This is a genomic window from Desulfoglaeba alkanexedens ALDC (genome assembly GCF_005377625.1).
GTDB classification, from domain to species: Bacteria; Desulfobacterota; Syntrophobacteria; order Syntrophobacterales; family DSM-9756; genus Desulfoglaeba; species Desulfoglaeba alkanexedens.
The window spans coordinates 2,416,347-2,435,707 of record NZ_CP040098.1; the positions used below are offsets into that span (position 1 = coordinate 2,416,347).

Sequence of the window (19,361 nt, forward strand, 5' to 3'; positions counted from 1 at the left end):
AAAAATGGCTGATTGCGTTTGCGTTGTTTCGGAATTCCGCGCCGGGAACTTTCGACGCGTTTCTTTTGAAGTGGCCAGTGAAGGCCGGCGGGTTGCGGACGCCCTGGGACTTCCGCTCTATGGTATCGCCGTGGGTTCGGGGGTTTCGGACAAGGCCGAAGAGCTGGGCTTCTACGGCGTGGACAAGGTTTTCGTGGCCGATGATGCGGCATTGGAACACTACGTGGCGGAGACTTACGTGCCGGTGATGGCCGAAATCATTCAGGGGCTCAACCCGGCGGCCATTCTGCTTCCGGCGTCGGTGGACGGCAAGGATCTTTCGGCCCGCCTGGCGGCGCGGCTCCAGGCCGGCCTGGCCCAGGACTGCACGGAGGTGGTCTGCGAGAACGGGGTGCTGAAGGCAAAGCGCCCCATTTTCGCCGGAAAATGCCTTGCCTGGTGCGAATGGTCCCAAGGCGCCCTTCCCATGATTTCGTGCCGACCGAACGTCATGGACTGCAAGGCCGCGGACGCTTCCCGCAAGGCCGCAGTCGAAAAAGTGGACGCGGCCGTTCCCGAAGCCCGGTCCCGGGCGCTTTCCGTGGACCTGGACACCAGCGGAAAGGTGGAACTCACCGAGGCCGAAATCATCGTCTCGGGGGGCCGTGGCATGAAGGGCCCGGAGAACTTCACCATTCTCGAAGAACTTGCAAGGGAACTGGGAGCCGCCGTGGGGGCTTCCCGGGCCGCCGTGGACGCCGGCTGGCGACCTCATTCCGACCAGGTGGGCCAGACCGGCAAGGTGGTGAACCCCAATCTTTACATCGCTGTGGGCATTTCGGGCGCCATCCAGCACCTGGCCGGGATGGGATCCTCGAAGTTCATCGTGGCGGTGAACAAAGATCCGGAAGCGCCCATCTTTTCAAAGGCCGATTTCGGCGTGGTGGAAGATCTGTTCAATTTCGTTCCGGTCTTTACGGAAGAAGTGCGCGTGCTCAAGAGCACGTGCTAGGAACTTGTCCGACAATAGGTTTCACGGCTCTTTTGTAGGAGCCGGCTTGCCGGCGACCCTTATGCCCTTGTAGGAGCCGGCTTGCCGGCGATCGGAATCGCGGCCAAGGCCGTTCCTACAGGAACAAGGAACCTCAGAGCCGGGCTTTTATGAGCTTGTTTTTGGACACGCTCGAGGGGCGTTCCGGCGGGAAAACCGCTGAGACGCCCTTTGCTGGTCGAGGTCCCCGCCTTCCACGGCGGTGCGTTCCCTGGCCGCTCTGATGCCGGGGCTTCGGTCGGCGGACTCGTAGGGCCTGGACGGGGGCCAAGCAGGGGGTCGGACTTTTAATCTGGACGACGCTCTAATGTGGAACATTAAACAAAATGGGGGCGGCGGTCGCCATGGAGCGAGTTTGGTTCGCTAACTACAACCACCGGGTGCCGCACACCCTGGAATACCCGGACAAGCCCTTGCCGGTGCTTTTGAGAGAAACGGTCGAAAAGTACCCTGAAAACATCGCCACGGAGTTTTTCGGCGCCAAACTCACCTACCGGGAACTGTGGGACCGGATTCAGCGGTTTGCCCACGCTCTTCGAGACCTAGGGGTCACCAAGGACACCAAGGTCGCCATCATGCTGCCCAACTGCCCCCAGACCATCATCGCCTATTATGCGACCCTCTGGGTGGGAGCCGTGGTGGTCATGACCAATCCCATGTACGTGGAACGGGAAATGGAACACCAGTGGTCCAACTCGGAAGCCGAGGTCGTGGTCGTTTTGGACCATCTCTTTCCGAAAGTCCAAAAGGTGCTCCCCGAAACGCGGATTCGCAAGGTGATCGTGACCAGCCTCCGTGAATACCTGCCGGCCCCTGTCCGGTGGCTTTACCCTCTGAAGGCGAAGAAGCAGAAACTCTTTACGGCGGTACCCTACGACGGCAAGGACATCCTCAACTTCAGCAAGCTGGTCGAGAAATCGACGGCGGACAATCCCCCTTGCCCTGCGGCATTGGACGATTTGGCGCTCCTTCAGTACACGGGTGGCACCACAGGTGTTTCCAAAGGGGTGATGCTGATCCATAGAAACATCCTAGCCAACGTGGTACAGATCTGCGCGTGGTTTCCGGACGTGCGCCGGGGTTCCGAGCGGGTGGTGGCGATCCTGCCCTTCTTCCATGTCTTCGGCATGACCGTTTCGATGAACTTGGCGCTTTACGCCGGCAGCACCGTCATTTTGGTGCCGCGATTCGAAGTGAACGAGTTCCTGAAGGTGCTCCACAAGAGCCGTCCCACACTTTTTCCCGGGGTGCCGACCATTTACGTGGCCATCGTCAATCATCCCAAGATCAAGGACTTCGATATCTCGTCCATCCGCTACTGCATCACGGGTTCGGCTCCCATGCCCGTGGAAGTGCTGAAAAAATTCGAGCAGATCACGGGCGGGGTCATCGTGGAAGGCTACGGACTTTCCGAGGCGGGCCCCGTGACTCACGTGAATCCCTTTGTGGGCAAGCGAAAGCCGGGCTCCATCGGGATTCCGCTGCCGGACACGGACTACCGGATCGTCGACTTGGAAACCGGGACACAGGTCCTGCCTCCGGGGGAGGAAGGTGAACTCGTGGTCAAGGGTCCCCAAGTGATGCTGGGCTACTGGAAGATGCCGCAGGAAACCGAAGCTACGCTGCGGAACGGCTGGCTGTACACCGGGGACATCGCCAAGGCCGACAGCGAGGGCTATGTGTTCATCGTGGATCGAAAAAAGGACATGATCATTGCGGGCGGCTACAATATTTACCCGCGTGAAATCGATGAAGTTCTTTATGAACACCCGAAAATCCTCGACGCGGTGACCGTCGGGGTGCCCGATCCCTATCGCGGTGAAACCGTCAAGGCCTTCGTGGTGCCGAAACCCGGCGAAACAGTGACGGAAAAAGAGGTCATCGATTTTTGCAGAACGAAGCTTGCGGCTTACAAGATCCCGCGCGCCGTTGAATTCCGGGAATCGCTGCCGAAGACCATGGTCGGAAAGATCCTGAGGAAGGATCTGCGAGCGGAAGAGTTGCGAAAGAAGGAAGGGGAGTCCAGGGGGGGACCGTGACGCCAGAGGGACCTTCGTACACTGGGTGTCTTCCGCCCGCCTGAGCCGCCCGGCAGTCCTCGGATTGTCGGGCGCTCGCGTTTTTCGCCGATGGTGGATCGTTTCACCTTGTTCCCAAGCTCCAGCTTGGGAACACAAGTGTGCAGAAGCTCCAGCTTCGATTCCCATGAGGCCGTTACCAAGCCGGAGCATGGTAACGAGGGAATTACCGGTTTTACGGGTCGCGGGCAAGCCCTCTCCTACCGATAACGGAACACCTGGCCGATCGCCTGTAGGGATCGACGGCACCCGCGGGCGGCGCTCAAATCGATCCCGACGGCATGTGGGCTGAAAGAATGGAAGAGTTCACCATCGGCGATCCATTTTCGGGAGATGCGCAGGGCCGGCAAGCGGTCTTTGCGGCGGCTGCGGATTTCTATCGCTTCCAGAATTTCGGTTACCCTCGGAAGTCCGCGCTGGAGTGGGTTGGAAACCGCCACGGGTTGAACGCGGCGGACCGCCAGCTGCTGCATCGGGGAGTCTTCTCACGGGAACGTGCGCTCATGAGGCTGGGGAAGCGATGCCGAGGTGCGAGCTGGCGCTCGGAACCGGTGGTGGTGGACGGGCACAACGTGCACATCACGCTGGAAAGCGCACTTTTGGGCCGCCCCCTGGTACGTGCCAACGACGGGGCTTTGCGGGACACCGCGGGACTTTCGGCGCGCTTTCGCGTGACGGATGCCACTGAAGCCGCGGTCGCGCTGCTCTTTCATTGCCTGAAGGCCTTTTCACCCAGAGAAGTCGTCTTCCTTTTCGATGCGCCCATGAGCCACAGCGGCATCCTGGCGGCATGTTACCGTGAGGCGCTGGCGTCGTTCGGAATCCCGGGTGAAGCCCGAACGGCAAGGGTTCCGGAGAGGGAGTTTCCTTACGAGCGGGCGGTCGTGGCGGGAAGCGACCGGGCTGTTCTCGACCAGGCGCGCCGCTGGCTTGACCTGGCGTCTCTGGCGTTGGGCTTTGCGCGGTGCCCACACGTGTGCGTCGATTTTTTCGCGTTCCTCGCCCCCCGCACTTGAGACACGGTATCCGCCGTCGCCCTTGCTTGCCAAACGCGTCCGGCTGTGCTAGGGAAAATCGCTCCGATGGCGGGCTCCGGCGATGGCGGACCCCGGCGGCCGTGACCCTCCCGCCGTCCGGCGATTCAAGCTGAATATCCCGTTCCCAGGCGATTGAAAGGAAGAGACATTTTCATGGCCGAGATCGCTCCTTTTAGAGGGCTCCGCTACAATCCCCTGCGCGTCGCGGATCTTAACCAGGTGGTCATTCCGCCCTACGACGTCATTTCTCCGGAGGAACAGGATTTCTTTCACGCCCTGAGCCCTTACAACATGATCAATCTGGAGCTGGGCAAGGCTTCGCAGGAAGACACCGAGGGGGAAAACCCTCACACCCGGGCCGGGTGTTTGCTGAACGCGTGGCGCTCGGAAGGGGTGCTCATCCGAGATGAGGTACCGAGCCTCTACCATTACGAGCTGGATTACACGCTGGGATCCCGGAGGCTTACACGCAAGGGCTTGGTGGGACTTCTCCGGCTGGAAGATTTTTCGACGGGGCGGGTGCGCCCCCACGAAAAGACCTTCAGCAAGGTGAAAAGCGAGCGCTTGGGGCTGATGCTTTCCTGTCATGCCAATCTGAGTCCGGTGTTCGCGCTTTACAGTGATCCGGAGGGGCGGGTGGAAGCGCTGTTCCAAGACCGGGAAGTGTCGCCCTGTGCGTCTTTTCGTGACCGAAACGGGTTCGATCACCGGCTCCGGCGGGTCACGTCTCCGAACGTTTTCCGCGAACTGCGCCGGCTTATGCAGGATCGGATGATCTTCATCGCGGACGGCCATCACCGGTACGAAACGGCGCTCAAGTTCCGGGATATTCTGCGCGAACGGCATCCGGGTGCGGGTCCCCGGGCCCCCTTCGAATTCGTCATGGTTTATCTGTCGCCCATGGAAGGGGAGGGATTGAGCATTCTGCCCACGCATCGGCTTCTCAAGCATGTGGGCAGGGACGCCTTTGAACGGGTGCTCCCGGCGGCTGAAGCATTCTTTCAGGTGACGCCTTTCGAGGCGACCGAGGAGCGGGACAGGCGGCGTTGGATGGCGCGGCTTTCCGAGGCGGCTGAAGCGAGGCGGACGGCGGTGGGCGTGGCCGTGCACGGCGGATCGAAGCTTTTTCTTTTGACTGCGAGGGACGATCGAATCCGGCGGTTTTTGGATGATCAGGGTGTTCCCGGGGTTCTCCAGTCCCTGGACGTGGTGATCCTGGACCGGGTCGTGCTGCGCCGCATTCTCGGTCTTTCGGAATCGTTTCTGTCGGACCCCCGGAACATCCAGTTCAGCCACGATCTGGACGAAGGCCTCACTCGTGTCCTTTCCGGAGTCAACGATTTGGGGTTTTTTGTCAACCCGACCCGCGTCGACCAGGTGCGCGACGTGGCTTCGGCCGGGCTGATCATGCCCCACAAGGCCACGTATTTTTACCCCAAGGTTTCTAGCGGCTTGGTTCTGCATCCCATCGATGTGAACGAGGAGGTGCCGCTTTTTTGAGGCGCCGGGATGTGTGGCGTTTTTGGGGCGTCCCAAGGGAGAGGCTGTGGCCGTGATGGACTGTGTTCCTTCATGCGGCAAGCCCGAATCGGCGGACAGCGGCGGGCGCGAGACGACCTGTGATACGCTCTTCGGGGGCCGGCTGGTGCTCCGCCAGGACAAGACCGGTTACCGCTTTTCCATCGATTCCGTGCTCTTGGCGGGCCTTACGCGGGTGAAACCCGCCGACCGCGTGGTGGACCTGGGAACCGGCTGCGGCGTGGTTCCCTTGATCCTGGCTTTCCGCGGGCGGGGCCGGGAATGGATCGGGGTGGAGATCCAGCGTGAACTGGCGGAACTCGCCCGCGAAAACGTGAGGCGGAACGGCTTCGGCGGCCGCGTCGCCGTCGTGGAAGCGGACATGAGGTGCCTGGGGGACCTCGTGATCCCGGGGAGTGTCGATCTGGTGGTGAGCAACCCGCCTTACCGGCGCCGAGGTTCGGGACGGGTGAACTCCGACCGGCAGCGCGCGCTGGCCCGGCATGAATTTGCGGGATCCGCCGCCGACGTGTTCGAAAGCGCATCGGGGCTCCTCCGAGAGGGGGGCCGTCTGGCCCTCATTTATCCAGCGAGCCGCCTGGAAGAGCTGATGGGGCTCGGCGACCGGTGGGGGTTTCGAGCCAAGCGGCTGACTATGATCCACTCGGATCCTGGAAGCCCAGGATGCCTGGTGCACCTCGAATACCGAAAGGGTGGCGGACCGGACCTGTCGGTGGAGCCTCCCTTCTTCATTCACGATGGTCGTGGCGGTTACAGCGAAGCCGCGAAGTGCTTGTACGAAGTCCCTTGAGAGAAGGGAGCGGAAATGGATCTGGGAATCAACGGCAAGGTGGCGTTTGTGGCTGGTGCCAGCCGGGGACTCGGAAAGGCGGTGGCGTTGGAATTGAGCCGGGAAGGAGCCAAGGTGGCGATCTGTGCCTTGGACGATCCCGAGCTTCCCGGGGCCGTGGAAGAGATCAAGGCGGCCACGGGAGGCGAAGTGATCGGTATCCCCAGCGACGTGACCGACGCGGATCAGGCCAAGGGCTTCGTCCGAAAGGGACTCGAACATTTCGGCACCGTGGATATCCTGGTTAACAATGCCGGCGGGCCCCCTTCAAGGACTTTCATGGAAATCGACGACGACCTGTGGACCTTCGGATTCAAGCTGAACCTCATGAGCACCATCGTCATGACCCGGGAAGCGGTCCCGGTCATGAAGGAGAAACGTTGGGGGCGCATCATCAACATGACATCGGTGGCGGTCAAGCAGCCCATCGACGGTTTGATTCTCTCGAATACGATGCGTTCCGGGGTGATCGGACTGGCCAAGACCCTTTCCAACGAACTGGCGCCTTACAACGTGACGGTCAACAACGTGTGTCCGGGCTACACCATGACGGAACGCGTGAGGAATCTGTCGGAATTCCTGGCGGAGAAGCAGCATACAACGCCGGAGGCTGTGATCCGGAAATGGGAATCGGAAATCCCCATGGGGCGCCTCGGAACCGTCGGCGAATTTTCGGCCCTGGTCGCTTTTCTGGCGTCGGAAAGAGCGGGATTCATCACGGGGACTTCCATCCAGATCGACGGGGGCTATTACCGAGGGATCCTGTAAGAAGCAGGCCTCAAGGATCATCAGATTGGAAGGACGTACCATGCCACAACGCACCGCCGTCATCCGCTCTGTGGGGCGCTTCCTCCCGGAACGACGCCTCACCAACCAAGACCTGGAAAAGATGGTGGACACCACCGAGGAGTGGATCCTCACCCGAACCGGCATCCGCGAAAGGCGCATCCTGGAACCCGGCCTGGGGTGTTCGTACATGGCGGCGCGGGCGGCCGCCGATTGCCTGGAGCGTGCGGGGACGCCGGCTTCCGAAGTGGACGCCATCATTGTCGGGACGGTGACGCCCGACATGTTTTTCCCTTCGACGGCGTGCCTGGTGCAACGGGAGATCGGCGCGAGCCGGGCCTGGGGATTCGATCTTTCCGCCGGCTGCTCCAGCTTCCTGTTTTCGCTCACCGCCGGAGTCCAGATGATCGAATCGGGACGCTACGACAAGGTGTTGGTGATCGGGGCCGATGTCATGAGTTCCATCATCGACTACCAGGACCGGAACACCTGCGTGCTCTTCGGCGACGCCGCCGGGGCCGTACTCCTGGAGCCTTGTGAAGAGGAGGGGTACGGTGTGCTGGATTTCATTCAGCGGATCGACGGAATCGGCGAACCCTACCTGCACATGAAGGCGGGCGGCAGCCGCAAGCCCGCGAGTCTTGAGACGGTCCGCAACCGCGAGCATTACGTTTACCAGGAAGGAAAGCGCGTCTTCAAATTCGCGGTGACGGAAATGGCGGATGTGGCCGTAGCCGTTTTGGACCGGAACGGAATCAAGGGAGAAGATCTCGCCCTTTTCATTCCGCACCAGGCCAATCTTCGGATCATCGAGGCCTGTGCCAATCGCATGAACATCCCCATGGACCGCGTGGTGGTGAATATCGACCGATATGCCAATACCACCGGAGCGACCATCCCACTGTGCCTTTACGAAGCCGTTGTGGAGCAAGACCGACTGAAGCGGGGCGATTACCTGGTCATCGCCACCTTCGGGGCGGGATTCACGTGGGGGAGCGCGCTGGTGCGCTGGCACCGGACCGGTCCGCCCCGGCCGTGACGCGAACCGCATGCTGATCGCGGCGAGGGCGCCGCTCCCCTCGTTCCCAAGCTCCAGCTTGGGAACGCCCTGCCCGGGAAGCTCCAGCTTCCCTCCTGCTACAACTGAAACGCGCTGTCTTTCTAGGGAGCTCGCCAGGATCTCGAAGTGGTCTTTCTCCTCGTTTCCAAGCTCCGGCTTGGGAACGGCCTCACCGAAGCTGGAGCTTCTGCACAGTTGTATTCCCAAGCTGGAGCTTGGGAATAAGAAGCAAAAGATCTGCACCAATTATTGTTGTGGGGATGCGGCATGCCAGCGTAGGGGCACGGTATGCCGTGCCCTTACACTTATTTCATTCTCGTTAAAGCAATCATTTGTCATCATGATTTAAAATCTTCAACGGCTTTAAAAGCTAACTGTGCATGCATGAGTGCCGGTCCTCCACCCATCAAAACAGCCACAAGGCAGGTCTCCATTATTTCGTTTTCAGTCGCGCCGGCTTCAAGGGCTTGATGTACGTGATGAGCAATGCACCAATGACATTGTTTGGAAATTGCTATTCCAATGGCTACCAACTCTTTTGTTTTTCGCGAAAGATCTCCATCCGTAGTTGCACATTCCATCAATCCGCCCATAGCTTGCATAAACTTAGGCTGTAATTTGCTCATTCTTGCCATACTTTCATTAACTTCCTTTACAGCCTTTTTCATGTCTTCCATAATTATTCTCCTTTCATACACGGCATGGCCATCATAGGCCGCATCCATGACATCGTAGAGCTAGTCGACCCTGGCTCGCCTCATTTGCAAGAGGCTCCCAATACATATTCGTTACCTGGATCAAGAACCAAAACCTCAGCCTCGGGCACCTCCTTCTTCATAATTTCCGTAAAAGGCAAGGCATCCTGTTCCAGAAGGGGAAAGGTCTTATAATGCATCGGTATAACCTTTTTGACTTGAAGCAATTTCGCGGCCATGGCGGCCTGAATTGGATCCATGGTAAATACGCCTCCTATAGGCAATAAGGCCAAATCAATATTATAGAGCTCGCCGAGGATCTTCATCGAATAAAACACGCCGGTATCACCCGCATGGTAGACAGTGAAACCGTCTTCCAATTTTATGATATAACCTGCCGGGTTTCCTTTTTCGCAAGAATGATAAGCCTGAGTCATGGTTATTGCTACCCCATCGATATGGGCCGTACCGCCAATATTCATACCCATTCCGAATACTATCTGGGAATCCGGGATGCCTGTATCTTCTTTCAGTTTACCAACGACCTCAGGCATGCCGACCAGCGTGGCGCCGGTGGCCTTTACGATCGGGCCGACATCCGCTATGTGATCAAAATGGTCATGCGTCACCAAAACCATGTCTGCCTTCACGATTTCTTCTACCTGACAGGCGGCCGATGGGTTGCCCGTCAACCATGGATCAATAATTATCACCTTTTCGTTTTTGGTTGTGATTTGAAATCCTGCGTGACCTAAGTATTTAATAGTACTATTCGCCATTTTGACAACCTCCTGTTTCTATTGTTCCTTTGGTTCTCGTATAGCCGTGTAACGTGTTTCACAACAGCCGTCATTTGCGGCAACACTTTTAACGATCTCCATTCTTATGGCTTGGCCGGTTGCCGCCTCAAAGATTCCGTGATCTATACCCATCATTGCTTTGCAAATATCCCGGCCTTTGTTATTCAAACCGAGACCGCAACGGTAACCTTCTTCGGTTGTAAGATGAAAAACATGATCCGATTTCTCAATAATTTGGATCTTGGTTCCCCTTTTCCGAGCAGCATCCACAAACGCCTGCCCAACATTGCTCAGACTAGCATCAGTGAGACCCTCTCTCATTTTTGACCCTATCGCCCTGCCGAGCTGATAACAAACATCTTCAATCAAGGGAAGAGCAGTTTTGCCGAACTTTTCATAAAACCTAAGGCTTAGAACCGCCAGGGCATCTCGTGGAGTTAGTATTTTCAAGTAGTTGTCTTCTGTCATTGCTTGTTTTTCCTTCTTCCCCTCGTTCCCAAGCTCCGGCTTGGGAACGGCCTGCCCGGGAAGCTCCAGCTTCCCTCCTGCCACACCTGCCTTAGCAGATCAGTTCCCCGTAAATACCGGCCTTCGTTTCTCCAGCATCGCCTTGATCCCTTCTTCTGCATCCTTGCTCCGGTTTATCTCATCTACGTGAAGACGTTTGAGTTCCTCTTCTAATATCGGATCGAGGGGGTTTTCTTCGAATAATTTTCTTATAGTTGATTTGGTGATCCTTACCGCTATCGGAGCTGTTTCTTCTGCCAGTTCATTTGCGAGGGAATAGGTAACGGACTCCAGCTCATCAGGGCTGACTACCAGGTTCACCAGATCGATCTCTTTAGCCCTCTGTGCATCAATCAATCTTCCGCCAAGAAGTATCTCTTTGGCCGGCCTTATGCCAACCAACCGGGTTAAACGTTCTATCTGCGTATAATAATAGGTCCTTCCCAATCTAACCAAAGGCGCGCCGAATCGAGCGCCTTGCGCTGCAAGACAGAAATCTGAAAGTACGCAAAGATCAAGTCCGATACCTACGGCTGGACCATAGACCATGGAAATAACGAGCATAGGATAACGGATAAGGCTGTCAAGACAGTATTCCAGCCCCTCGATAGTCCTTTTGAATTCTTTCTGCCCCCCGGCAAGGTCGACGCCAGATGAAAAAGCCTCTTTACCGCTCCCCCTCAAGACAATGACCCTGATACTGCCTTTCTTTTCTATTTCTTTGATCACATCACCCAGAGCAAAAAGGGCGTCTGCATCTAAGGCATTCTTCTTGTCAGGCCTGTCTATGGTAATCGTGCTGACATAGCCTTTATCTTCTCTGATGATTTTTTTTTCCATACCCGTATGCTTTGTTGTTAATTGTTGTCTGTTACATGGCTCCCGGATGGTATTCTCCAAAGACCTCGTACATCGCCTGGCAAATCCCCTGCAAAGCAGCATGAGAGTTAACATATTTTGTGACAAACGGCATAAGGTTCGCAAGACATTTTTTGCCGTTTCATTGCTTTTTGAGTTGAGCAAGCGCGGACTTGCGCCGTTTCTCGGCCGTGGCCATGAATCCACAAAATCTTCTTTATTTTCAATGCGCTTTTGTCTTTCCTACGCGCTTTTTGCCATTGCCTGAAATGCTCGGAGAAGGAGTCTCGATGAGATCGGCGGGATGAAAAGAAGAAAAAGAGAGCAAAACCACACAGGTTGGGAGCCCACGGGATCTGCTCTCGAGAGTGGCCGGCTACTTACGCTTACCGGTGCGCTTGGAAGCCTTGAGCGGGTTGATCTTGGCCTGCTGCTGAGCCGAAGTCTCCGCTTTTACGTGCGTGGCGAAGTTACAGAAGCCGGTCCTCCACTTGATGGCCGGATTGGGGCAGGTCGCGCAGAACCTTCCGGTCGGAAGTTCGACGATCCGCTGACAACCTTCACATTGTTCCACCACCGGGTAGCAAGAGCCCCCGTTGAAACCACACCCCGTCTTCGTCATGAAGGCGCATTCTTGCCCCGCCTTCACCGTTTGGCATATCATGGCGACTACCTCCCGTTTCGTTGAAATTCAGCCCTCATCGCAACAGCGGCAATCATATTCATCCGTTTTTCGGTGTCAAGAGAATTTGGAAAAGATTTTGCGCCCGCCCGATGCCCCCTTTCCGAGGAATCGTTAAAGTTTTTCCCTTTTCTGGCGATTCCCTAGGTGTGTCTGGTTGCATGGTGTCGGAAGTGTTCCAGGCCGGCCGCGGCGGAGTCTTGCCTGCGGCATGCCGGAGTATCGAATCTTGTCTTGTCTCTCGGGGAATTCGAACCGGATGCGAAACAAAATCGGGCAGATGCTCATCAATGCCGGTCTCATCAGCAAGGAGGACCTGGATCTGGCCCTGGAAGAACAGCGCCAAAGCGGGGAGCGGATCGGGGCCATCCTGATCCGGAGGGAACTCCTTGACGAAGCCACCCTGGTGGAGTTCCTTTCCAAACAGTTCAGCGTGCCCGTGGTCAATCCATCCAAGCTGAACATATCGAAGGCCGTAACGGGACTCATTCCGGTAAACGTGGTGCAAAAATATCAGGTGGTTCCCTTCGGCCTTGTGGGCAACACACTCCATGTGGCCATGTCGGATCCCGGAAACCTCTTCGTCATTGACGACATCCGATTCATCACCCAAAAGAATGTTCAGATCCACGCGGCCCCGGAAAGCGCCATCAAACGGGCCATCGAACGTTTGTATGCGTCCAACGCCAACGAGAGCCTGGAAGAGGTTATGGGGATGATCCGCGAGGAAGTGGACGTGGACCTCGTGGACACCTCGGACGAAATCGAGCTGAGTCAGTTGGAAGACGCCGCCGGGGAAGCCCCGGTGGTGAAGCTGGTGAACCTGATCCTTCTTGACGCCATTCGCAAGCAGGCGAGCGACATTCATATCGAGCCTTACGAGAAAAAGATGCGGGTGAGGTTCCGCATCGACGGCATGCTCTATGAGGTGATGCGCCCGCCGCTCCAGATGAAAAACGCCATCATCTCGCGCCTCAAGATCATGAGCCGGCTCGACATCGCGGAACGCCGACTGCCTCAGGACGGACGCATCAAGTTGAAGACCAAGGGAAGCGAGATGGAGTTTCGCGTGTCAGTGCTTCCCACCCTGTTCGGCGAAAAAGTGGTCCTGCGACTCCTGGACAAATCCAACCTGCAGCTCGACATGACGAAACTCGGGTTCGAGGAGGAACAGCTCAAGGCCTTCCGGGAAGCGATCTACAGCCCCTACGGCATGGTGCTGGTGACCGGTCCGACGGGAAGCGGCAAAACCACCACGCTCTACAGTGCCCTTTCGGAACTGAACAAGATTCACCACAACATCTCCACGGCGGAAGACCCCGTGGAATACAGTCTGGTGGGGATCAATCAAGTCCAGGTGCACGATGCGATCGGACTCAATTTTGCCGCGGCTTTGAGATCGTTTCTCCGGCAGGACCCGGACATCATCATGGTGGGGGAAGTCCGGGATTTCGAAACGGCCGAAGTGGCGATCAAGGCCGCCCTGACCGGGCACCTGGTGTTGAGCACGCTCCACACCAACGATGCTCCAAGCACCGTGAACCGCCTGCTCAACATGGGCGTCGAACCCTTTCTGGTGTCTTCGGCGGTGAACCTGGTGCTGGCCCAGCGGCTGGCTCGCAAGGTCTGCCCGGAATGTAAGGTGGTGGAAGATGTGCCGCCGGAGGCACTCCTGGAACTGGGGGTCGGCGAAGACGAGGTGGGAACGTTCCCCTGCTATCGGGGAAGGGGATGCCCGGCATGCAGCGGTACCGGGTACCGGGGACGGATCGCCCTCTACGAAGTGATGCCCATGAAGGATGAAATCCGGGAACTGGTTCTGGTCGGGGCTTCGGCCTCCGAACTGAAACGGGAAGCGATCCGGCTGGGCATGACCACCCTCAGGCGAAGCGGCATCAATAAACTCAAGGAAGGCGCCATATCGGTGGAAGAGGTGCTCCGGAGCACCATAAAGGACTGAAGGGCATCGCGGCGAAGCACACATTGTTGAAGCCGCGAAAAAACCGAACGGATGCAAGGCCGGCCCACGTTTCAGGCGCGGCCCGGCGGCGGAGTGAATCATGCCGGAATTTCTATGGCGGGGAATCGATCGTAAGGGAAAAAAGATCAAGGGTGAAATCGAAGCCGACAACGCAGCCATCGCTCGGCAGCTGCTGGTTCGCCAAGGCGTTGATATCCAGTCGCTCAAACCCAAACCCAAGGATATTCTGGAGTACATCCCTCTCCTGCAGCCAAAGGTCCAGGAAAAGGACCTGGTGCTCTTTGTCCGACAGTTCGCCACCATGATCGATGCGGGGCTTCCCATCATCCAGTGCCTGGAAATCCTCAGGGATCAGACGGAAAACAAGGCTTTCCGGAGGGTGCTCAAGGACATCCGAAAGAGCGTGGAAGAAGGGATGACCTTCTCGGAATCCTTGATGAAACACCCCAAGGTCTTCGACAAGCTCTTCGTCAACCTGGTGGCCGCCGGGGAAGCCGGAGGCATCCTGGACGTGACGCTCAACCGGCTTGCCGCTTACCTGGAAAAGGTGGCCAAGCTGAAAAAGAAGGTCAAAGGAGCCATGACCTACCCCGCGGTGGTGGTGGGAATCGCGGTGATTGTGATCGCCGTGATCCTGATCTACGTTATCCCCGTCTTTGCAGGGCTCTTCCGCGACGCCGGCGCACCCCTTCCGACTCTGACCGTTGTCGTGATCACCGCCAGTGAGTTCGTGCAGAACTATTTCCACTGGATTCTGGGCGGCGTCTTCCTGGCGGCCGTCGGCTTCGGTCGTTTCCGCAAAACGGACAAAGGCCGCCATCTCACCGACAGGATCTTTCTCAGGCTACCCGTCTTCGGGATGCTCCTCAAGAAGGTGGCCCTGGCGCGGGTTTGCCGCACCCTGGGCACCATGCTGGGAAGCGGGGTGCCCATCCTCGACAGCATGGACCTGGTCGCAGCCACCGCGGGGAACACGGTGATCGAGCGTGCCATCCGCCGGGCCCGGGACGCGGTGTCCCAAGGCCGGCCCATCGCCGATCCGCTGGCCGAATCCGGCATGTTCCCTCCCATGGTCATCCACATGGTGACCGTCGGGGAAGCCACAGGCGCCCTGGACAACATGCTCGAAAAAGTGGCCGACTTCTACGACGAAGAAGTGGACACCACCGTGGAAGCCCTCACCTCCCTGCTGGAACCGCTCCTCATTGTGTTTCTCGGCGTCACCATCGGAGGACTCCTGGTGGCCATGTACCTTCCGATCTTCCAGATCGCCGACGTGGTCTCCCGCGGAGCTTGAAGATGGCGGCCGGAGAACTCCGTTCCACCTTGCCCGCCGTTGCCGGTGCGGCCGCCCTGCAGAGGCGGATCCAGGGACTTCTGTTCTACCGACTTCTCATGGCCGTCTTTTTCCTAACCCTCACCCTCCTGTGCGAGTTCCGAGGGCGGGAAAGTCCGGCCTCCTCCCCGTTGGAACCCCTCTACGTCTTCTCAGGGGTGCTATTCGTCTTCACCCTCGTGGGCGTGGTGAGCCTTCGCCGCGTCCGCCGTCTCGAAACCTTCGCCTACGCTCAGCTCTTCTTCGACGTGGCGGCGGTCACGGCCGTGATCCTTCTCACCGGCGGGGTGGACAGTTCCTTTTCCTTTCTTTACATGCCCGTTATCATCAGCGCCGCCGTCCTGACGCAACGCCGCGGAAGCCTCTGGATCGCGTCGGCGACCTGCCTCGCCTACGGCCTGGTGATGGACCTCCAGTATTTCGGATGGCTCACACCCTACGCTTACTTCGTGGACGGCGCACCTCCGCGCGACAGCGGCGCCTTCTTCTACGCGCTTGTCATGCACATGGCCGCGTTCTTTCTGGTGGCGTTTCTCAGCGGATATCTGGCGGAAGAACTTCAGAAGTCCAGCCGGGAAGTGAAGCGCCAGAAGCGCGACCTCTGTCGCATCGAAGCGCTCTACCGGAGCATCGTGACCCGGATGGGAAGCGGGCTGCTAGGGCTCGCAACCGACGGTACGGTCCAGTACGGCAACCGCGCCGCCGAGGAAATCCTCGGCCGCCCGTTGGGAACCCTCATCGGCCGGCACGTGAGCGAGATCTTTCCTTCGCTGAGAGCGGACGTGGAAACCAAGGTCGAACCGGAAGAGACGGGAACGTCCTCCCGGGGGAAGGAATTGCGCTACGACGCCCCCGACGGGCGGTGCGCCCACCTGGCCTACACGCTGTCGAAGCTGCAGCCCGGTGAAGGCGAAAACGGCCTGGAGGGTTGGATCTTGATTTTTCAGGATCAGACCGCTTACAAGGCCTTGGAAGAACACCTCCGGAGACTGGAACAACTGGCGTTTGCGGGAAAGATGGCCGCGGAAGTGGTCCATGAAATTAAAAACCCGCTCGCCGCCATCAGCGGAGCGGTCCAAATCCTCCAGGCGGACCTGGAAGACGATCCGTTGAAGGCGCGGCTCGGCGCGATCCTTACGCGGGAAATAGATCGCGTGAACGAGCTGGTGAGCCAGTTCCTGTGGCTTGCTCGCGAACCTCAGAAGGCAGGGTTCAAGGAGTCTGTGGCGGTGACCGAAGCGATTGAAGAGGTGCTGGCGGGTTTGGAGCGCGAAGGGCGGCTTCTGCCGCAGCATCGGGTGCACGTGGCGGTCGGCCCCGATGAATGCGTCGTCATCAACCGGAGCCACTTCCGCCGGGTTCTTGAGAATGTGCTTTTGAACTCCCTGGAATCGATGCCGGGTGAGGGAACGGTTACCATCCGTTCGATTCGTGAAGGGTCGAAGGGAAACGGGACCGCCTTTCTTCGACTCGATGTTCAGGACACCGGCACCGGTATCGCCAGGGATGCTACAGACAGGATCTTCGAACCCTTCTTCACCACCAAGGAAAGCGGCCTCGGGCTGGGTTTGAGCATCGTCTATCGCCTCATGGAAACCGCCGGGGGGCGGGCCGAAGTGCGGGGCACCTCGCCGCAGGGCACCTGTTTTTCCCTCCTTTTTCCTCTTTCCTGATTTTTACCCCTTGCAAAGCGCCGCCGTTGGGATTATATAGCACTCGTTTTCAACGAGTGCTAACAGACGGACGCGTGCCGGTGAAAGCCGGCGACTCCAAACCCCAAGATGGACGAAAGGAGTGAAGCCTATGAACCTCAAGCCCCTCAATGACCGTGTCATCGTGAAACGGATCGAAGAGGAAGAAAAGACCGCCGGCGGGATCATCATTCCGGACACCGCCAAGGAAAAACCCATCCAGGGCGAAATCCTCGCCGTAGGAAGCGGAAAGCTCATGGAAGACGGCAGCCGCCGCCCCTTGGACGTCAAGGCCGGCGACCGCGTTCTTTTCAGCAAGTACGCCGGCACCGACGTGAAGGTCGAAGGACAGGAACTCCTCATCATGCGCGAAGACGATATTCTCGCCATCATCGAAAAGTAATCGGCTGCCGAGGTTGTGGCCTCAGTCCAACCCAATGAAACACTGAACCCTTTCGAGAGGAGGTCTGTCTTATGGCAAAACAGTTGATCTACGATGTGAAAGCCCGGGAAGCGCTGCTGAACGGTGTCAATATCCTGGCGGATGCCGTCAAGGTGACCCTCGGACCCAAGGGTCGTAACGTGGTCATCGAAAAGGCCTTCGGCGGCCCGACTGTGACCAAGGACGGCGTCACGGTGGCCAAGGAGATCGAACTCGAAGACAAGTTCGAAAACATGGGCGCCCAGATGGTCAAGGAAGTCGCCAGCAAGACCAGCGACGTGGCCGGCGACGGAACAACCACCGCCACCATCCTGGCCCAGTCCATCTATTATGAAGGGTCCAAGCTGGTGACCGCGGGCGCCAATCCCATGGCCCTCAAGCGGGGGATCGAAAAGGCCGTCAAGCTGGTGGTCGACGAGCTGAAGAAGATCAGCAAGCCCACCAAGGACCAGAAAGAGATCGCTCAGGTCGGGACCATTTCCGCCAACAACGATCCCACCATCGGCAACATCATCGCCGAGGCCATGAACAAGGTGGGCAAGGAAGGTGTCATCACGGTGGAAGAGGCCAAGGGGATGGAAACGACCCTGGAAGTGGTCGAAGGGATGCAGTTCGACCGCGGCTACATTTCGCCGTACTTTGTGACCGACCCCGAAAAGATGGAAGTGGTCCTGAACGAACCCCTCATTCTTGTGCACGAAAAGAAGATCAGCAACATGAAGGATCTTCTGCCGGTTCTGGAACAGATCGCCAAGATGGGGCGGCCCCTTCTGATCATCGCCGAAGACGTGGAAGGCGAGGCGCTCGCCACCCTGGTGGTCAACAAGCTGCGCGGCACCCTCCAGGTCTGCGCCGTGAAGGCTCCGGGCTTCGGTGACCGCCGAAAGGCCATGCTTGAAGACATCGCCATCCTCACCGGCGGCCAGGTCATCAGCGAAGAAAAGGGGATCAAGCTCGAAAGCGTGAACCTGAACGATCTGGGAAGCGCCAAGACCGTGCGCGTGGACAAGGACAACACCACCATCATCGACGGCGCCGGAGACCGGAAGGCTCTGGAGGGCCGGGTGCGCCAGATTCGGACCCAGATCGAGGAGACCACGAGCGACTACGATCGTGAAAAGCTCCAAGAACGGCTGGCCAAGCTGGTGGGCGGCGTGGCGGTCATCAGCGTGGGCGCTGCGACGGAATCCGAAATGAAGGAAAAGAAGGCCCGGGTGGAAGACGCGCTCAATGCGACGCGGGCCGCTGTGGAAGAAGGCATCGTTCCTGGCGGCGGTGTCGCCTATCTGCGCTGCCTGGGTGCCCTGGAAAACCTCGACGTGGATCAGGAAGAAAAACTGGGCGCCAATATCATCCGCCGGGCTCTGGAAGAACCCGCCCGCCAGATTGCCAATAACGCCGGCGAAGAAGGTTCCGTGATCGTCCAGAAGATCAAGGGCGAAAAGGATGCCTTCGGTTTCAACGCCGAAACCGGCGAATTCTGCGACTTGATCGAAGCCGGGGTCATCGACCCCACCAAGGTGACCCGTTCCGCGCTCCAGAACGCCGCCAGCGTGGCCGCTCTCATGCTCACCACCGAATGCATGGTGGCCGATATTCCCAAGAAGGACGAGAAGCCTGAAATGGGCGGTGCCGGCGGCATGGGCGGCATGGGCGGCATGTACTAAACATCGGCTTCAAACCGAAGGAAACCGGTCGGCACCGCGCTTCCAGGCGTGGTGCCGAAGCGAACCACACCCCGGAGGGCGCAGAGGAAGGCCTTTTCTCTGCGCCCTTGGTGTCTCTGCGGTGGTTTCTCTCTTCGCCGACTTTCCTCCTCGTTCCCAACCTCCAGCCCGGGAACGGCGTCATGGGAATCGAAGCTGGAGCTTCTGCACAGTTGTGTTCCCAAGCTGGAGCGTGGGAACAAGGTCAAAAAATCCCCCTCTCCCTTGATGGGAGAGGGTTGGGGTGAGGGTGAGAAAATTAACGTATGTCAATCAGTTACGTTCCCCTCCCCTTAATCCCCTC

General features: G+C 58.3%; 17 protein-coding genes. 12 read left to right on the top strand and 5 right to left on the bottom strand.

Annotated features, from left to right (window positions below):
* Window positions 1–4: 4 nt before the first annotated feature.
* From FDQ92_RS10920 to FDQ92_RS10950, 7 genes are all read left to right on the top strand, one after another.
* On the top strand, window positions 5–991 hold the full coding sequence (locus tag FDQ92_RS10920; protein WP_137424918.1) for an electron transfer flavoprotein subunit alpha/FixB family protein: 987 nt from the start codon (window positions 5–7) through the stop codon (window positions 989–991).
* 383 nt (window positions 992–1,374) lie between these two features.
* Window positions 1,375–3,069 (top strand): long-chain-fatty-acid--CoA ligase, encoded by a 1,695-nt coding sequence (locus tag FDQ92_RS10925; RefSeq protein WP_137424919.1) that lies wholly within the window; start codon window positions 1,375–1,377, stop codon window positions 3,067–3,069.
* A gap of 320 nt (window positions 3,070–3,389) precedes the next feature.
* Window positions 3,390–4,124 carry a DUF434 domain-containing protein gene (locus FDQ92_RS10930; RefSeq protein ID WP_137424920.1) on the top strand — a complete coding sequence of 245 codons (735 nt, stop codon included), beginning with the start codon at window positions 3,390–3,392 and terminating at the stop codon, window positions 4,122–4,124.
* Window positions 4,125–4,298: 174 nt separating this feature from the next.
* Entirely contained in the window at window positions 4,299–5,645 is a 1,347-nt protein-coding gene (locus FDQ92_RS10935) for a DUF1015 domain-containing protein (protein ID WP_137424921.1), read from the top strand.
* 55 nt (window positions 5,646–5,700) lie between these two features.
* The gene (locus FDQ92_RS10940) at window positions 5,701–6,474 is read left to right on the top strand and encodes a tRNA1(Val) (adenine(37)-N6)-methyltransferase (RefSeq protein ID WP_246041953.1); all 774 of its coding nucleotides are present in this window, start codon (window positions 5,701–5,703) and stop codon (window positions 6,472–6,474) included.
* A gap of 15 nt (window positions 6,475–6,489) precedes the next feature.
* Window positions 6,490–7,281 (top strand): SDR family oxidoreductase, encoded by a 792-nt coding sequence (locus tag FDQ92_RS10945; protein WP_137424923.1) that lies wholly within the window; start codon window positions 6,490–6,492, stop codon window positions 7,279–7,281.
* A gap of 40 nt (window positions 7,282–7,321) precedes the next feature.
* Window positions 7,322–8,338: a beta-ketoacyl-ACP synthase III gene (locus tag FDQ92_RS10950; RefSeq protein ID WP_137424924.1), complete on the top strand. Its 1,017-nt coding sequence runs from the start codon at window positions 7,322–7,324 to the stop codon at window positions 8,336–8,338.
* A gap of 359 nt (window positions 8,339–8,697) precedes the next feature.
* Here the strand turns inward: FDQ92_RS10950 and FDQ92_RS10955 are convergent, their stop codons facing one another.
* The 5 genes from FDQ92_RS10955 to FDQ92_RS10975 all read right to left on the bottom strand — a co-directional run bounded on the left by FDQ92_RS10955 (window position 8,698) and on the right by FDQ92_RS10975 (window position 11,883).
* Entirely contained in the window at window positions 8,698–9,036 is a 339-nt protein-coding gene (locus FDQ92_RS10955) for a carboxymuconolactone decarboxylase family protein (RefSeq protein WP_137424925.1), read from the bottom strand.
* A gap of 80 nt (window positions 9,037–9,116) precedes the next feature.
* Entirely contained in the window at window positions 9,117–9,833 is a 717-nt protein-coding gene (locus FDQ92_RS10960) for a metal-dependent hydrolase (protein ID WP_137424926.1), read from the bottom strand.
* An 18-nt stretch (window positions 9,834–9,851) separates the two neighbouring features.
* The gene (locus FDQ92_RS10965) at window positions 9,852–10,322 is read right to left on the bottom strand and encodes a hypothetical protein (RefSeq protein ID WP_137424927.1); all 471 of its coding nucleotides are present in this window, start codon (window positions 10,320–10,322) and stop codon (window positions 9,852–9,854) included.
* A gap of 99 nt (window positions 10,323–10,421) precedes the next feature.
* Window positions 10,422–11,201: an enoyl-CoA hydratase/isomerase family protein gene (locus FDQ92_RS10970; RefSeq protein ID WP_170180307.1), complete on the bottom strand. Its 780-nt coding sequence runs from the start codon at window positions 11,199–11,201 to the stop codon at window positions 10,422–10,424.
* A 394-nt stretch (window positions 11,202–11,595) separates the two neighbouring features.
* On the bottom strand, window positions 11,596–11,883 hold the full coding sequence (locus tag FDQ92_RS10975) for a PxxKW family cysteine-rich protein (RefSeq protein ID WP_137424929.1): 288 nt from the start codon (window positions 11,881–11,883) through the stop codon (window positions 11,596–11,598).
* A gap of 277 nt (window positions 11,884–12,160) precedes the next feature.
* Here FDQ92_RS10975 and pilB point away from each other — a divergent pair, with 277 nt between their 5' ends.
* The 5 genes from pilB to groL all read left to right on the top strand — a co-directional run bounded on the left by pilB (window position 12,161) and on the right by groL (window position 19,018).
* Window positions 12,161–13,861, top strand: coding sequence for a type IV-A pilus assembly ATPase PilB (gene pilB, locus FDQ92_RS10980; protein ID WP_137424930.1), 1,701 nt, complete (start codon window positions 12,161–12,163; stop codon window positions 13,859–13,861).
* A gap of 100 nt (window positions 13,862–13,961) precedes the next feature.
* Complete coding sequence (locus FDQ92_RS10985; RefSeq protein WP_137424931.1) at window positions 13,962–15,179, top strand: type II secretion system F family protein; 1,218 nt, start codon at window positions 13,962–13,964, stop codon at window positions 15,177–15,179.
* Window positions 15,180–15,181: 2 nt separating this feature from the next.
* Complete coding sequence (locus tag FDQ92_RS10990) at window positions 15,182–16,891, top strand: ATP-binding protein (protein WP_137424932.1); 1,710 nt, start codon at window positions 15,182–15,184, stop codon at window positions 16,889–16,891.
* A 130-nt stretch (window positions 16,892–17,021) separates the two neighbouring features.
* Window positions 17,022–17,312 carry a co-chaperone GroES gene (gene groES / locus FDQ92_RS10995; RefSeq protein ID WP_137424933.1) on the top strand — a complete coding sequence of 97 codons (291 nt, stop codon included), beginning with the start codon at window positions 17,022–17,024 and terminating at the stop codon, window positions 17,310–17,312.
* Window positions 17,313–17,383: 71 nt separating this feature from the next.
* Complete coding sequence (gene groL, locus FDQ92_RS11000; protein ID WP_137424934.1) at window positions 17,384–19,018, top strand: chaperonin GroEL; 1,635 nt, start codon at window positions 17,384–17,386, stop codon at window positions 19,016–19,018.
* The last annotated feature ends 343 nt before the right edge of the window (window positions 19,019–19,361 follow it).